Source organism: Flavonifractor sp. An82 (genome assembly GCF_002159265.1).
In the GTDB taxonomy this organism is placed as follows: Bacteria; Bacillota; Clostridia; order Oscillospirales; family Oscillospiraceae; genus Flavonifractor.
In genome coordinates this window covers 1-13,762 of sequence record NZ_NFHG01000036.1, presented here as the reverse complement: position 1 = coordinate 13,762, position 13,762 = coordinate 1, and the positions used below count along the sequence as shown (strand labels likewise).

At 61.6% G+C, this 13,762-nt stretch carries 16 protein-coding genes and 1 riboswitch; of the genes, 4 read left to right on the top strand and 12 right to left on the bottom strand.

The window, feature by feature from the left end; translation table 11 throughout:
• Positions 1 to 111: 111 nt before the first annotated feature.
• Positions 112 to 525, bottom strand: coding sequence for a ComEA family DNA-binding protein (locus tag B5G34_RS17660; protein WP_087340528.1), 414 nt, complete (start codon positions 523 to 525; stop codon positions 112 to 114).
• A gap of 86 nt (positions 526 to 611) precedes the next feature.
• Here B5G34_RS17660 and B5G34_RS17655 point away from each other — a divergent pair, with 86 nt between their 5' ends.
• Complete coding sequence (locus B5G34_RS17655; RefSeq protein ID WP_087340525.1) at positions 612 to 2,000, top strand: D-alanyl-D-alanine carboxypeptidase family protein; 1,389 nt, start codon at positions 612 to 614, stop codon at positions 1,998 to 2,000.
• Positions 2,001 to 2,040: 40 nt separating this feature from the next.
• On the opposite strand, the gene B5G34_RS17650 is transcribed toward B5G34_RS17655, so the two are convergent.
• From B5G34_RS17650 to serC, 11 genes are all read right to left on the bottom strand, one after another.
• Positions 2,041 to 3,054 (bottom strand): ABC transporter substrate-binding protein, encoded by a 1,014-nt coding sequence (locus tag B5G34_RS17650; RefSeq protein ID WP_087340523.1) that lies wholly within the window; start codon positions 3,052 to 3,054, stop codon positions 2,041 to 2,043.
• Between the two features lie 17 nt (positions 3,055 to 3,071).
• Positions 3,072 to 3,830, bottom strand: a complete 759-nt coding sequence (locus tag B5G34_RS17645; protein WP_087340522.1) for an ABC transporter permease — start codon at positions 3,828 to 3,830, stop codon at positions 3,072 to 3,074.
• Positions 3,827 to 4,603: an ABC transporter ATP-binding protein gene (locus B5G34_RS17640; RefSeq protein ID WP_087340520.1), complete on the bottom strand. Its 777-nt coding sequence runs from the start codon at positions 4,601 to 4,603 to the stop codon at positions 3,827 to 3,829. The genes B5G34_RS17645 and B5G34_RS17640 overlap by 4 nt, the downstream gene beginning before the upstream one ends.
• Positions 4,585 to 5,244: a thiaminase II gene (tenA, locus tag B5G34_RS17635; RefSeq protein ID WP_087340518.1), complete on the bottom strand. Its 660-nt coding sequence runs from the start codon at positions 5,242 to 5,244 to the stop codon at positions 4,585 to 4,587. Before tenA ends, B5G34_RS17640 begins: the two co-directional genes overlap by 19 nt.
• The gene (locus tag B5G34_RS17630) at positions 5,241 to 5,879 is read right to left on the bottom strand and encodes an HAD family phosphatase (RefSeq protein ID WP_087340517.1); all 639 of its coding nucleotides are present in this window, start codon (positions 5,877 to 5,879) and stop codon (positions 5,241 to 5,243) included. Before B5G34_RS17630 ends, tenA begins: the two co-directional genes overlap by 4 nt.
• Complete coding sequence (gene thiE / locus B5G34_RS17625) at positions 5,872 to 6,531, bottom strand: thiamine phosphate synthase (protein ID WP_087340515.1); 660 nt, start codon at positions 6,529 to 6,531, stop codon at positions 5,872 to 5,874. Before thiE ends, B5G34_RS17630 begins: the two co-directional genes overlap by 8 nt.
• Entirely contained in the window at positions 6,512 to 7,348 is an 837-nt protein-coding gene (thiM, locus tag B5G34_RS17620; protein ID WP_087340513.1) for a hydroxyethylthiazole kinase, read from the bottom strand. Before thiM ends, thiE begins: the two co-directional genes overlap by 20 nt.
• A 5-nt stretch (positions 7,349 to 7,353) precedes the next feature.
• The gene (thiW, locus tag B5G34_RS17615; RefSeq protein WP_087340512.1) at positions 7,354 to 7,866 is read right to left on the bottom strand and encodes an energy coupling factor transporter S component ThiW; all 513 of its coding nucleotides are present in this window, start codon (positions 7,864 to 7,866) and stop codon (positions 7,354 to 7,356) included.
• Positions 7,863 to 8,681: a bifunctional hydroxymethylpyrimidine kinase/phosphomethylpyrimidine kinase gene (gene thiD / locus B5G34_RS17610; protein WP_087340509.1), complete on the bottom strand. Its 819-nt coding sequence runs from the start codon at positions 8,679 to 8,681 to the stop codon at positions 7,863 to 7,865. The genes thiW and thiD overlap by 4 nt, the downstream gene beginning before the upstream one ends.
• Before the next feature lie 111 nt (positions 8,682 to 8,792).
• A riboswitch (TPP riboswitch) is annotated at positions 8,793 to 8,899 on the bottom strand.
• 31 nt (positions 8,900 to 8,930) lie between these two features.
• Positions 8,931 to 10,100 carry a phosphoglycerate dehydrogenase gene (locus B5G34_RS17605; protein WP_087340506.1) on the bottom strand — a complete coding sequence of 390 codons (1,170 nt, stop codon included), beginning with the start codon at positions 10,098 to 10,100 and terminating at the stop codon, positions 8,931 to 8,933.
• Positions 10,101 to 10,117: 17 nt separating this feature from the next.
• The gene (gene serC / locus B5G34_RS17600) at positions 10,118 to 11,203 is read right to left on the bottom strand and encodes a 3-phosphoserine/phosphohydroxythreonine transaminase (RefSeq protein WP_087340504.1); all 1,086 of its coding nucleotides are present in this window, start codon (positions 11,201 to 11,203) and stop codon (positions 10,118 to 10,120) included.
• A 266-nt stretch (positions 11,204 to 11,469) separates the two neighbouring features.
• Here serC and B5G34_RS17595 point away from each other — a divergent pair, with 266 nt between their 5' ends.
• Genes B5G34_RS17595 through B5G34_RS17585 form a run of 3 tightly spaced genes read left to right on the top strand, consistent with a single transcriptional unit; the run spans position 11,470 to position 13,599 of the window.
• Positions 11,470 to 11,826 (top strand): DRTGG domain-containing protein, encoded by a 357-nt coding sequence (locus B5G34_RS17595; protein WP_087340501.1) that lies wholly within the window; start codon positions 11,470 to 11,472, stop codon positions 11,824 to 11,826.
• Complete coding sequence (locus B5G34_RS17590; protein ID WP_087340499.1) at positions 11,813 to 12,238, top strand: ATP-binding protein; 426 nt, start codon at positions 11,813 to 11,815, stop codon at positions 12,236 to 12,238. Before B5G34_RS17595 ends, B5G34_RS17590 begins: the two co-directional genes overlap by 14 nt.
• 35 nt (positions 12,239 to 12,273) lie before the next feature.
• Positions 12,274 to 13,599: a [Fe-Fe] hydrogenase large subunit C-terminal domain-containing protein gene (locus B5G34_RS17585; RefSeq protein WP_087340497.1), complete on the top strand. Its 1,326-nt coding sequence runs from the start codon at positions 12,274 to 12,276 to the stop codon at positions 13,597 to 13,599.
• The last annotated feature ends 163 nt before the right edge of the window (positions 13,600 to 13,762 follow it).

Sequence of the window (13,762 nt, the reverse complement as noted above, 5' to 3'; positions counted from 1 at the left end):
TCAATTTGACCGGCGCTTGCGCGGCGGTCTTTTTGTTTTGCTCTCTTTCGCCTCCTACTAAGGTTGCAAACTTTCCTCAATTCCCTGTTGACTTTTTATTTGCAGACTTTGTCACGAAACCGTTACGAAATCGATGAGGCCCTCCAGAATGCCCTCGCCGATGCCGCTCACCCGGGTCAGATCCTCCGGGATGCGGAAAGGGCCGTTGGCCTCCCGGTCGGCAATGATATCCGCCGCCCGCTTCTCTCCGATGCCGGGCAGGGTCATCAGCTCCTCCTTGGTGGCGGTATTCAGATTGATCTTCCCTTCCGCCGACGGCGCAGCCGCCTCCGGTGAGGTCTGGGGCGTCGGCTCTGCCGCCGGGGTGGCCTGCACCACTACCGGGGTATTGCGGGCCAGCAAGTCCTGTGTCTCCACCTGCACCGGCTGGGCGCTGGAGGCACCCCGGAGAAACCAGCCCACCGCAAAGGCGGCAAAGGCGGCAGCCAGCAGCAGTGAGATCAGCTCCAGTTTGGAAATCTTCATGATTTTGTAACCGCCTTCCCGTTGCTTCCAGGTTCGGTGTTTGCTATAATTGATTTATATTATATCATAGAAAAAGGGAGTTTCCTATGAAAAAATCACGCCTGCTCTCCTGGATGCTGGCTCTGGCACTGATGGCCGGCCTGCTCACCACCTTCGCCTCCGCCAGCAGCGGCAGCGCCATTCTGGACGAGATGGACGTCAACGCCAAGGCTGCCGTTCTGGTGGACCCCAACACCAGCGAGATCCTCTACGAGAAGAACGCCCACGAGAAGATGTATCCCGCCTCCATCACCAAGGTAATGACCTGTCTGCTCACCCTGGAGGCGGTGGATGAGGGGAAGCTCACCCTGGAGCAGACCGTCACCGCCAGCAGCGCCCTCCATACCGGCATCGGCGCCGGCGCCTCCACCGCCGACATCAAGGAGGGGGAACAGATCCGCATCATCGACCTGCTCTATGCCGCCCTCATCCCCTCCGCCAACGAGGCCTGCAACGTAATGGCCGAGGCGGTGTCCGGCGATGTGGCCAGCTTTGTGGAACTGATGAACCAGCGGGCCGCAAAGCTGGGCATGAACGACACCCACTTTGCCAACACCCACGGCTACCATGACGACGACCACTACACCTCCGCCTATGACATCTTCCTCATGTGCCAGGAGGCCATGAAGCACGAGACCTTCCGCACCATTGTCTCCTCCAAAAGCTACGACATGCCCGCCACCAACATGCACCCCGAGGTGCGCACCGTCCACTCCACCAATGCCCTGATCTCCAACTGGAATGTGGCCGGTTACCTCTACTCCTACGCCACCGGCATCAAGACCGGCCACACCAACGAGTCCGGCTACTGCCTGGCGGCCTCCGCCACCAAGGATGACCGCAGTCTCATCTCCGTGGTCATGGGCTGTGAGCGGGAGCCGAACACCTCCGGCAGCAAGGGCTTCATCTACTTCAATGAGACCATCCGGATGTTTGAGTGGGGCTTCAAGAACTTCTCCACCCAGACCATTCTGGACTCCACCAAGCGGGACATTCCCGAGATCGAGGTCACTCTGGGCAAGGGCACCAACTACGTAACTCTGGAGCCTCAGGGGGAAATTACCGCCCTGCTGCCCAACGACGTCTCCCCCGAGGACTTTACATTCACCTACACCCGCAATGCTGACACAGTAGAGGCTCCCGTGGAAAAGGGGCAGGTGCTGGGCACCATCACCGCCACCTTTAACGGCAAGGAGTACGGCTCCCTCCCCCTGGTGGCCAGCATCAGCGTGGAGGCCGACCCGCTGCTTTACTACATGGACCGCATCCAGAAGTTCTTCTCCCAGCTGTGGGTCAAGATCATTCTGGTGGTCCTGCTGGTGGTTATCGTTTTGCTCATTGTCCGCCATCTCTTTGGCGGGCGGCGGAGAGGCCGCCGGGGCGGCTACTCCTACAGCGGCGGTTCCCGCTACAGCGGACGCCGCAGAAGAAGATAAGAAAAAATCGCCTGCTGCTCACGCAGCAGGCGATTTTCCTTTATTCGGCCAGCAGATCCACATACAGCTGGTCCAGCGCCGGAGCCTGGTCGATCAGGCCCTCGCTGAGCAGCCAGTCCACATTCTCCTGCCAGCATTCCGCACTTTGGGTCAGGAAGGGTGCCTCCGCCGTCTCCATCATGGGCAGCAGGGTGTCCATGCTCTTCTGCTCCACGGTCTGGGACAGGGGGAAGTTCTCCTCGTTCTGGTTGTCCAACAAGATCTGGAGCACCCCGTCCGGGTCGGCCTGCATATCGTCAAAGCCCTTTTCACAGGCCCGCAGGAAACCCTTGAGCACCTCCGGCTCCTCTTCAATCATGGTATCGTTGGCCAGGAACACACCCTCGAAGTAGGTGGGCACGCCGTAGTCGTCCAGTTCAAAGTAGTTGACCTCAAACCCCTCTTCCTCCATCTGGGGCACTTCGTGGTTCACCAGGCAGCCGATGGTGGCATCCACATTGCCGGTGGTCATGGAGCTCATGAGATCAAAGCCCACGTCGATGAGGGTCACATCGCTGGAATCAGCCCCCACATAGGCCATGATGGAATGGATCAGGGCCTCAGACAGTTCAGTGCCCGCATAGCCGATGGTCTTGCCCACCAGGTCCTCCGGAGAGGTAATGTTCTTGTCCTTCAGGGAGAGGACGATGTTCAGGGGGCCCTGTACCACCGCACCGATGGACTTCACCGGCACATCCTGGTTTGCCCGGGCAATGATCACATCCTGCTGGTAGTACAGACCGATCTCCGCCTGGCCCGCCGCCACCAGGGAAATGGCGTCGTTGGCGTTGGAGGGGAACTGGATGTTGACCTTCAGACCCTCCTCCTCAAAATAGCCCTTCTCAATGGCGTCATAGAGGAAGGCGTGGAGGGCGTTGGGGTACCAGTCCAACACCACGCTGATCTCCCGCAGCTCCTGGCCGCCGGTGGTGGTCTCCTGCTCGTCGGAGGCAGGGGCGGAGCAGCCGGCCAGCAGCAGGACCCCGGCCAGGGCAAGGGTGGCAATTCGCTTCATATCCATCTTTCCTTTCTTTATGAGGATTCTCCCCGCCAGCGGACGAACTTCCGCTCCAGCAGGGCCACAATGCCCACCGCGATCATGGCGGTGACCGACAGGATCACAATGGGTGCAAACACTCCCGCCCCGTCCAGCTGGGTCATCATACGGCGGGAGAAGTAACCCAGACCGCTCTGGGCCCCCAGCCACTCGCCGATGGCCGCGCCGATGATGCTCATAGGCACCGCCATCTTGATGGCCGAGAAAAAGTAGGGCAGAGCGCAGGGGGCCTTGATCTTCCAGAAAATCTCCCGGCGGGTGGCTCCATAGGTCTGGAGCAGCTCGGCCATCTCAGTCTTGGCCGAGCGCAGGCCGTCGTACACCGTAATGGTGATGGGGAAAAAGGTGATGAGCACCGTCACCAGCACCTTGCTCCAGATGCCGTAGCCGAACCACAGCACGAAGAGAGGGGCAATGGCGGTGGTAGGGATGGTCTGGGATACCACCACCACGGGGTAGAGCATCCGCCGCACCATGTCGCTGGCATCCATGGCCACCGCCAGGGCCAGGCCCAGCACCAGGGAGATAACCAGGCCCACGGCGGTCACCGTCATGGTGGCGGGCAGATGAACGGTAAAGAGGGGCTCCCGCAGCTCCCACATCCGCTGCAAAATCTGGATGGGTGTGGGCAGGATGTAGGAGGCATTCATCCCCATGGCCCCCGCCTGCCAAATCATGATGAGCGCCAGCAAGAAAATGAGGGCTGGCAGATTGGCCTTGCAGGCTTTTTTCATACCGCCACCTGCTTTCTCAGCAGCGTGATGAGCCGCTCCTTCAATTCCACCATTTCCGGACGCTTGAGACAGGACCGGTCCCGTGGGAAGGGGGCGGGCACCGGGATCTCGGTCAGGGTGTGGATGGGGGTGGACTCCACCACCAGCACACTGGAGGAGAGGAACACCGCCTCCTCCACGTCGTGGGTGATGAAGAGGATGGTCTTTTTGTGCCGCTGCCACTGGTCCAGCAGCCACTCCTGCATGGAGATACGGGTGAGAAAGTCCAGGGCGGAGAAGGGCTCGTCCAGCAGCAGCAGGTCGCTGCCTGTCAGCATGGTGCGGGCAAAGGCCGCCCGCTGGCGCATACCGCCGGACAGCTCCCCCGGCATTTTGTCAAAGCAGCCCTCCAGCCCCACGTCGGCCAGAGCCGCCTCCGCCTGCTGCCGCCGCTGAGCTTTGAACAGGCCCCCGGCGATCTCCAGGGGCAGGGCCACATTCTCCCCCACGGTGCGCCAGGGGAAGAGCAGGTCCTTTTGGGGCATGTACCCGCAGTACCGTTTCCGCCCCCCAATTGGGGCGCCGTCCACCAAAATCTCTCCGCCCTTGGGCTGGAGCAGACCGTTGGTCATGCGGAAAATGGTGCTCTTGCCGCAGCCGCTCACCCCGATGATGCAGTGAAAGGACCCCGGCTCCACCTGAAAGGACAGCTTGTCGATGATGTCAAAGTCCTCCGAGGGGTACTGGTAGGACACCTGACGAAATTCCAGGGCACTCACGGTTCCAGCCTCCATGCCATCTCCCAGAAGCCCAGCTCGTACTTGCTGCACGCCACGAAGATGTCCTCCAGCCGCTGGTATTCCACCTCGGTACACCCCTGGGCCAGCTGGTCCATCCGGGCCACCAGGGCGTCATTGGTGCTCTGGTACTCCTCGCTGGAGTAGCCCCGCACCCACTCGCCATAGAAGGGGTGGTCTGCCGCGCCGGGGATGGCGGCCAGCCGGGCACCGATCTCAGCGTAGCTCCAGGAGCAGGCCAGGATGGAGGCCACGATCTCCGCCGGGCCGCCGGCGGCGGCTGCCGAGAGCATGTAGCTGGTGTAGGACAGGTTGGGCAGGGCGGGCTTCACCTGGAACACCTGCTCCTCGGTGATGCCCAGCCTGGCCATGTAGGCCCGGTGGGTCTTCATCTCGCCCCCCAGGATGGCGTCCACGTTGGCGGAGAAGAAGCGCATCAGCTCGGGGTCCTGGGCCTTCACAACGCCCCAGGCAAATACCTTGGCGTAGTCAAAGAGATACAGATAGTCCTGGAGCAGAAAGTATTGGAACTTCTCCTGATCCAGAGTGCCGTCCCCGATGCCTTTCACAAAGGGGTGGTCGTGGCAGGCCTGCCAGATGGGCTTTGCCGCTTCATAAAGCCGCTGGGTCACGGTCATAAGGCTTTCCTCCAATCCAAGATCGTTTCGTCCGCCAGGGCAGACAGGGCGGGCCAGTCCTGGGCGTAGGCCTCCTCCGGGATGCCCACAGTGTAAAAGCCCGCCTCTTTTGCCGTCCGGGCGGCGTAAAGGGCATCCTCAAAGACGGCGGTCTCTGCCGGGGTACTTCCCATGCGTCGGGCAGCCTCCAGATACACGTCAGGCTGGGTCTTCCCCTTCCCCACCGTCTCACAGCTGAGGATAAAGTCAAAATAACCGGCCACCCCCAGCCGCTCCAGGCAGGCACGGGCCAGCGGCTCCGCCGTGGCGGTGGCCACACACATCCGGACGCCCCGTTTGCTCAATTCCTCCAGATAGTCCCGGATACCCGGCTTCAGAGGGATGTCGGTACGGTAGTGCTCATCCATCACCTCATGCATTTCACCGATGATGCGCTCCGGCGGGCCCTCGATGCCGAAGGTGTCCATGAGAAAGGCCGCCCCCTCCAGCATGGTCATGGGGCCCATAGCCGCCAGCTGGGCCTGGGTGGGGTGGTGACCTCTGGCCTCCAGGTAGTCCTTGCCCAGGGACTTCCAGATGGGCATGGAGTCCACCAGGGTACCGTCCATATCAAAAATACAGAACCTTTTATCCACGGGCAGCCACCATCTTGTCCGCCAGAGCCCGCATACGGCGGGCGGCCTCCTCCGGGTCCTTCTGGGCAAAGAGGGCGGACACCACGGCGACCCCCGCCGCCCCGGTTCCGGCCAGCCGGGGCAGGTTGTCGGCGTTGATGCCGCCGATGGCCACCACCGGGATGGACACCGCCTGGCAGATGGCTTTCAGGGTGTCCAGGCTCAGGTTCTTGGCGTTCTGCTTGGTGGTGGTGCCGAACACCGCGCCGGCGCCGATATAGTCGGCTCCGGCTTTCTCGGCTGCCACTGCCAGTTCCACCGTGTTGGCGGTGATGCCCAGGATCTTGTCCGGGCCGATAAGAGCGCGCACATCCCGGCCCATCAGGTCGGTCTGGCCCACATGGACCCCGTCGGCATCGCAGGCCAGGGCAATGTCCACGCTGTCGTTGATGACGAAGGGCACACGATACCGGGCAGCGATGGCCTGGATCTCTCTGGCCTCGGCCAGAATGGCCTCCCGGTCCAGTTCCTTCTCCCGCAGCTGGAGGAAGGTGGCTCCGCCCCGGAGCACCTTCTCCACCACCTGGGCCAGGGTACGCTCCCCCAGCCAGCTCCGGTCACTGACGGCGTAGAGGGTCATGCCCCGCCGAATTTCATCCTTGGTAAACTTCATAGCGCACTCCTTGTATCAGCTGTTCCTCTGTCAGGTTGAACACGCTGTCGATGAGATCAATGCGGAAGGTGGCGTTGCCCGTCCTCTTTTTGAGCCGCAACTCCTCCGCCCGTTCCCCTGCCAGCGCAATACTGGCGGCGGCAGCGGCGGCAGCCTCAAAGGGCTTGTCCGGGCTGGCCCCGCAAAAGGCCCCGGTGAGGGCGGACAGCATGCAGCCGCTGCCGGTAATCCGGGCCATGGTGGGGCTGCCGTTGCGGAGAAAGAGCACCCGGTCTCCCCGGGCGATCACGTCCACCGCCCCCGAGAGGGTGACCGCCGCCCCGGTCCGTTTGGACAGGGTGGATGCCAGCTCCGCCGCCCGGGGCAGGCCGGACTCGGTGACCGCGTCGCCGGCGGCCACGTCCACCCCGCTGCCCCCCTCCCGGTCCTCAGTGAGGGCACGGATCTCAGAGGCATTGCCCCGGATGACGGCAAACTGAATTTCTTCCAGCAATCTGCGGGCAGTCTCCCGCCGCAGGCCGGTAAAACCGGCGGCCACCGGGTCGAAGATCACCGGCACGCCTAACCGGTTGGCCTCTTTTCCGGCGATCAGCATGGCCTCCCGGTCTCCCACGGCCCCCAGGTTGAGGACCAGGGCCTGGACCCCGGCCACGGCGTCGGCCACCTCCAGGGGGTGGTGGGCCATGGTGGCGGAGGCTCCCGCCGCCAGCAGAATATTGGCGCAGTCATTGACGGTGACGATGTTGGTGATGCACTGGACCAGCGGCGCTTCTTCCCGCACCGCCGCCAGCATGGCGGCAAATTCCATCCGTTCCATGCTCCTCACCGCCTGACCACGGTCTGCATCACGTCCAGGCCGCCGGAGCGCTTCAGGGCAAAGAGTACCACACCGGCAATGACAGAGCCGCCGATGGTGGAAATCAGGAAGGGGCCCATATAGCCGTACACCGCCGCGGTCTGTCCCAGAATCAGGGTGGCAATGGGCCAGGCCGCCAGACCGCCCAGGATGCCGGTGCCAAAGACCTCACCCACACAGGTGGCACCCAGATTGCGGGTGCCCGCATAGGTCAGGCCGCACACCAGCGCCCCCACCATGCTGCCGGGGAAGGCCAGCAGGGTGCCCAGGCCCAGCAGATTGCGCAGCAGGCTGGCGGCAAAGGCGGAGGCCAGGCCGTACCAGGGCCCCAGGAAGACAGCACACAGGATATTTACCATGTGCTGCACCGGGGAGCACCGGGAGCCCAGCACAGGAAAGGAGAAGAGACTGCCCACCACCGCCACGGCGGTAAGCAGGCTGGCGATGGCCAGCTTTTTGACTGCGGTCTGCTGCTTCACGCCTCTTCCCTCCCCTGCCGGAAGCCGCCGCCCGCCGGGACGGCGTAGTTGTGCCACAGGGGGCCGCTGCCCTGGCCCAGGTCCAGCCTGGCCTCCATGGCGGCGGTGATGTAGCCTTTTGCCTTGACCACCGCGCCGGGCAGGTCCTCACCCAGGGCCAGGAAGGAGGCGATGGCGGAGGACAGAGTACAGCCGGAGCCGTGGTTGTTGGGGTTATCCACCCGGGGGGCACGGAACCAGTGTGCCTGCCCCTGCTGCCACAGCAGGTCGTCGGCGTCATCGGTCCGGTGTCCCCCCTTCACCAGCACCGCCCCTTGCATGGTCTTGCCGATGGTCTCGGCGGCCCGCAGCATGTCGTCCTCCGTCTCAATGGCAAAGCCGCACAGCCGCTGGGCCTCGGGAATATTGGGGGTGATGATGGCAGCCAGGGGGAAGAGCTCCTCCATCAGGGCGGTAAGGGCGCTGTCCTGCATGAGAGCGGAGCCGCTGGTGGACACCATCACCGGGTCCACCACAATGTTTTCCGCCCCGTACTGCCGCAGTTTGGCGCCGATGACACGGATGATGGGGGCGGAGGACACCATGCCGATCTTCACGGCCTGGGGCCGGATGTCCTCAAAGATGCAGTCCAGCTGCTCCCCTACAAATTCCGGGGTGGCCTCCAGCACATCCCGGACGCCGGTGGTGTTCTGGGCAGTGAGGGCAGTGATGGCGCTCATGCCGTACACTCCCAGGCATGTCATGGTCTTCAGATCGGCCTGGATGCCAGCGCCGCCGCTGGAGTCGCTGCCGGCGATGGTCAATACACATTTCATGGCTGTTCCTTCTTTCTCTTGGTAGATGGCACGCAAAAAGCGGCAGGTCCCCACGGGACCTGCCGCTTCTCTGTACGTAAAATGATGCTCCTCCGGACGGAGGAGACTCCGCACGGAAATGGTGCTGCGTCCCTACGTTGGCATTACCCAAATCAGGTCAGGTCGAGGGACTGGCCCCTCCTCTCAGCCCCCTCGCGGGAGCTCCCTTGCACGCTAAATTTTAACTTGTTTCGCCGCGCTTGTCAATCCTTAATGATTGAGCACCCGCACCCGGAACACGCCCTCCAGGCCGCGGATCTCGTCGGCCACCGCCTCGCTGATGCGGCTGCCCACATCCACCACGGTGTAGGCATAGTCCTTCTTGGACTTGTTGGTCATGTTCTCCACGTTGACCCCGTCCTTGGACAGCAGGCCGGTGATGTTGGCGATGGCACCGGGGATGTTCCGGTGGATGATGCACAGCCGGGCCACACCGCTCCACTCCTGCACCAGGGTGGGCAGGTTGACGGAGTTCTTGATGTTGCCGTTCTCCAGGTAATCCTTCAGCTCCTGGGCGGCCATGACGGCACAGTTCTCCTCGCTCTCGGGGGTGGAGGCACCCAGGTGGGGGATGGCGATGACGTTCTTGCCCTGGAGGATCTTGTTGTTGGGGAAATCAGTGACATAGGCGGCCACCTTACCGGTATCCAGAGCTGCCAGCATGTCGTCGTCGTTGACCAGACCGCCCCGGGCCAGGTTGAGGATGCGCACGCCGCCCTTCATCATGTGGATGGCGTCCTCATTGATCATGCCCCGGGTCTCGGGGGTCTGAGGCACATGGAGGGTGATGTAGTCACAGTTTTTATAGATGGTCTCCAGATCCATAGCCCGGTGGACCATACGGGACAGGGACAGAGCAGCGTCTACGGAGAGGAAGGGGTCGTAGCCGTACACCGTCATGCCCAGCTTGGTAGCGATGTTGGCCACCTGCACGCCGATAGCGCCCAGGCCCACGACGCCCAGGGTCTTGCCGGCGATCTCAGGACCCACAAACTGGCTCTTGCCCTTCTCCACCACCTTTTCCACATCAGCCCCGGCGCCCGCCTGGGCCTTCACCCACTCAGCGCCGGCGGTGATCTTACGGGAAGCCAGCAGCAGGGCGCAAAGGGCCAGCTCCTTCACCGCATTGGCGTTGGCGCCGGGGGTGTTGAAGACCACGATGCCCGCCTCGGAGCAGCGGTCGATGGGGATATTATTGGTACCGGCGCCCGCACGGGCAATGGCCCGCAGGGAGTCGGGAAACTGATACTCGTGCATGTCGGCGGAGCGGACCAGAATGCCGTCCTCGTTCTCCACATCCTCGCTGACGGAGAAGCGGGTCTGATCCAGCACAGACAGGCCGGCGGGGGAAATTTTATTCAGCGTCTTGATACGAAACATTTCGGTGTTGCCTCCTGTCAGTTATTTTTGTCAAAGGCCTTGATGAAGTCGCACAGCTTTTCCACACCCTCGGTGGGCATGGCGTTGTAGATGGATGCGCGCATGCCGCCTACGGAGCGGTGGCCCTTCAGGTTGGTAAAGCCGGCCTCCACGCTCTCCTTGATGAACTTGGCGTCCAGCTCATCGTTGCCGGTGCGGAACACCACATTCATATCAGACCGGGAGCCAGGCTCCACGGCGCAGGTAAACAGTCTGGAGTTATCCACCACATCGTACAGCATCTGGGCCTTGGCGTGCTTGATGGCCTCCATGCCGGGGATACCGCCCTTGGACTCCAGCCAGTCCAGCACCAGGCCCAGCATGTAGATGCACCAGCAGGGCGGGGTATTGTACATGGAATCCTTGTCGATCATAGTCTTGTAGTTCATCATGAGGGGGGTGTAGGGCAGCTCGTTGCCGGCCAGCTCCTCCTTGATGATGACCACAGTCAGGCCGGCGGGGGCCATGTTCTTCTGAGCGCCGGCAAAGATGATGCCGTACTTGCTCACATCCACCGGACGGGACAGGATGTCCGAGGACATGTCGCACACGATGGGCACCCCATTGGTCTCGGGGACATACTGCCACTCGGTACCGTAGATGGTATTGTTGGCGCAGTAATAGAAGTAGCTGGCCTCAGGGTCCAGCTTCAGCTGGTCCTGGGTGGGGATGTAGGTGTGATTCTTATCGGCGGAGGAGGCGGCCAGATTGATCTCGCCGTACTTCTTGGCCTCCTTATATGCAATATTGGAGAAGTTGCCGGTGACGGCGTAGTCGGCCTTGCCGGTCTTGCCGATGAGATTCAGGGGCGCCATGGAGAACTGGGCGGAGGCGCCGCCCTGCAGGAACAGCACCTTGTACCCCTCGGGCACGTTCATCAGCTTGCGGAACTTGGCCTGGGTGTCGTCAAAAATCTTCTGGAATACCTTAGATCGGTGACTCATCTCCATGACTGACATACCGGAACCCTGATAGTTGGTGATCTCAGATCCGGCACGCTCCAGTACTTCCAGCGGCAGCATGGACGGGCCCGCGGAGAAATTGTACACTCGCTCGTTACCCATGATAGATGGCCTCCTTGATTCCAATTTGAAATAAAAACCCAAGATCGCGGCACTTTCGCGGCACTTGCACTTGACCGCTTTATCTTGATAAAGTTTATTATAGACACGAACCTCCCATAATGTCAATAGCGTGTAATGACCAAAACCAATCGGTCGGCCAGAAAAAGTTTGTGAATGTTTCAAGGAACCCTTTGCACTCCGGCCTGTTTTGTGGTACAATACCCATAAACTGAGAGTTTAGTTTTCCCACGGAAGGGGAGAAGGCAATGCTGCTTTCCGACATCAAGAAGATTCTGAACGCCACAGTATTGTGGGGGGAGGAGCACCTGGACCGTGAGGTCACGTCCGCCTGCGGCAGCGACTTCATGAGCGATGTGCTGGCCTTTGTCAAAAACCAGGCCCTGCTGCTCACCGGACTGGTCAATCCCCAGGTGGTGCGCACGGCGGACATGGTGGAGATGAAATGCATCGTCTTTGTCCGGGGCAAAGTGCCCGGACAGGATATCATCAATCTGGCCGAGGAGCGGGACATCGTGGTGATGACCTGCCCCAAGCGCATGTATGAGGCCTGTGGTCTGCTTTACTACAATGGATTGCGAGGGAATTGCGATGGAAACGATTAGACTTGTGTACCCCGTGGAAGGCGGCGACCTGATTGAAGCCGGCGAAGCCTCCAGCAAAATGAAGCTGACCCTGAAGAAGCTGGGTCTGCCCCAGGACGTCATCCGCAGAGCCTCCATCTGTATGTATGAAGGCGAGATCAACATGGTCATCCACGCCGACGGCGGTCAGGCCGAGGTGGAGGTTGAGGCCGATCAGATCGTCATCCGCATGATCGATTCCGGCCCCGGCATCCCCGATGTGGAGCAGGCCATGCAGGAGGGCTACTCCACCGCCGGTTCCACCGCCCGGGAGCTGGGCTTCGGCGCCGGTATGGGCCTGCCCAACATGAAGCGCTACTCCGATGAGATGACCATCGACACCGAGGTGGGCAAGGGCACCACCGTCACGGTCAAGATCAAGGTACCCCAATGAGTACTGTCTCTGGCGAAGGGAGGTAGGATAGTCCCATGGCTATGAGGCACTCCGTGGTACTGGACAACCGGCGCTGCAGAGGGTGTACCTCCTGCATCAAGTGCTGTCCCACCGAGGCCATTCGCGTCCGCGGCCGCAAGGCCACCATTCTGCCCGACCGCTGCATCGACTGCGGCGAGTGTATCCGCATCTGCCCCCACAAAGCCATCAAGTCGGTGGGCGACGGATTGGACGTGCTGACCCGGTATGAGTACTGCGTTGCCCTGCCGGAACCGGCCCTCTACGGTCAGTTCCACAATCTGGACAACATTGACATTATCCTCAACGCGCTTTTGGAAATTGGCTTCCATAAGGTCTTTGAGGTGGCCAAGGCCGCAGAAATGCTCTCCGATTTCGAGCGGCAGTGTATTCGCTCAGGTCCGCCTGCGGTCACCCCCCAGATCTCCTCCTCCTGCCCCACCGTGCTCCGGCTCATCCGCATGCGCTTTCCCAAGCTGATGGGCCACGTGGCCTGTACCATCCTGCCCATGGAGCTGGCGGCCATTCTGGCCCGCCGGGAAGCCGTGGAGGAAACCGGCCTGCCGCCGGAGAAGATCGGCGTCTTCGCCATCGTACCCTGTTCCTCCAAGGTGACCGCCGCCCGGGAATCGGAGGGTCTGAACCACACGGTGCTGGATGGCGCCTTTGCCATCCGGGACATCTACCTGCGGCTGCTCAGTCCCATGAAGCACCTGGAAAATGTGGAGCCCATGTCCTCTGCCGGCATCATCGGCATGGGCTGGGCCTCCTGCGGCGGAGAGAGCGCCGCCCGGCTGGGCAACCGCTGCGTGGCTGTGGACGGTGTGAACAACGTGATCCGCATGCTGGAAGAGATCGAGGACGGCCGCCTCCCTGAGGCTGATTTTCTGGAGCTCTCCGCCTGCACCCAGGGGTGCGTGGGCGGCTGCTTCAACGTAGAGAATCCATACGCCGCCAAGATGCGGCTGAAGAGCCTGATGAAGGGGCAGCCGGTTTCCTGCAACCGCTTCCAGTACCAGGGGGAGGACCGGGAGGTAGTCCGCCGGGACAAGGAACTGCAATACTTACCTACCTTTGTGCTGGACCAGGATCTGGGAGCCGCACTGAACAAACAGCTGCGGATTCAGGAACTGGAATCCCATCTGCCCGGACTCCACTGTGGCTCCTGCGGAGCTCCCTCCTGTCACGCCTTCGCGGAGGACGTGATTTTGGGACGGGCTTCGGTGGACGACTGCATCTTTAAAGTGCGGGAGCGTATGCGCTCCATGGCCGGCAAGGAAGAGGCCGACGACTATCTGCCGCCCCCCTTCCGCCGTTGCCAAAGCGATTCTGTCAAAAAATGAGCCTGCTGGGCGCGTTGCAGAACTTTTTCTCTGTAACGCGCCTTTTTTTACCATCGAAGTCTGCAAATAAAAAGTCAACAGGGAATTGAGGAAAGTTTGCAACCTTAGTAGGAGGCGAAAGAGAGCAAAACAAAAAGACCGCCGCGCAAGCGCCGGTCAAATT

Coding starts and splice junctions, on each gene's coding strand:
- B5G34_RS17645 (WP_087340522.1), bottom strand. CDS start 3,830: ATGAAAAAAGCCTGCAAGGCCAATCTGCCAGCCCTCATTTTCTTGCTG.
- thiE (WP_087340515.1), bottom strand. CDS start 6,531: ATGAAGTTTACCAAGGATGAAATTCGGCGGGGCATGACCCTCTACGCC.
- thiM (WP_087340513.1), bottom strand. CDS start 7,348: ATGGAACGGATGGAATTTGCCGCCATGCTGGCGGCGGTGCGGGAAGAA.
- B5G34_RS17595 (WP_087340501.1), top strand. CDS start 11,470: ATGCTGCTTTCCGACATCAAGAAGATTCTGAACGCCACAGTATTGTGG.
- B5G34_RS17640 (WP_087340520.1), bottom strand. CDS start 4,603: ATGGAGGCTGGAACCGTGAGTGCCCTGGAATTTCGTCAGGTGTCCTAC.
- tenA (WP_087340518.1), bottom strand. CDS start 5,244: ATGACCGTGACCCAGCGGCTTTATGAAGCGGCAAAGCCCATCTGGCAG.
- B5G34_RS17605 (WP_087340506.1), bottom strand. CDS start 10,100: ATGTTTCGTATCAAGACGCTGAATAAAATTTCCCCCGCCGGCCTGTCT.
- B5G34_RS17585 (WP_087340497.1), top strand. CDS start 12,274: ATGGCTATGAGGCACTCCGTGGTACTGGACAACCGGCGCTGCAGAGGG.
- thiD (WP_087340509.1), bottom strand. CDS start 8,681: ATGAAATGTGTATTGACCATCGCCGGCAGCGACTCCAGCGGCGGCGCT.
- B5G34_RS17655 (WP_087340525.1), top strand. CDS start 612: ATGAAAAAATCACGCCTGCTCTCCTGGATGCTGGCTCTGGCACTGATG.
- B5G34_RS17590 (WP_087340499.1), top strand. CDS start 11,813: ATGGAAACGATTAGACTTGTGTACCCCGTGGAAGGCGGCGACCTGATT.
- B5G34_RS17650 (WP_087340523.1), bottom strand. CDS start 3,054: ATGAAGCGAATTGCCACCCTTGCCCTGGCCGGGGTCCTGCTGCTGGCC.
- serC (WP_087340504.1), bottom strand. CDS start 11,203: ATGGGTAACGAGCGAGTGTACAATTTCTCCGCGGGCCCGTCCATGCTG.
- B5G34_RS17660 (WP_087340528.1), bottom strand. CDS start 525: ATGAAGATTTCCAAACTGGAGCTGATCTCACTGCTGCTGGCTGCCGCC.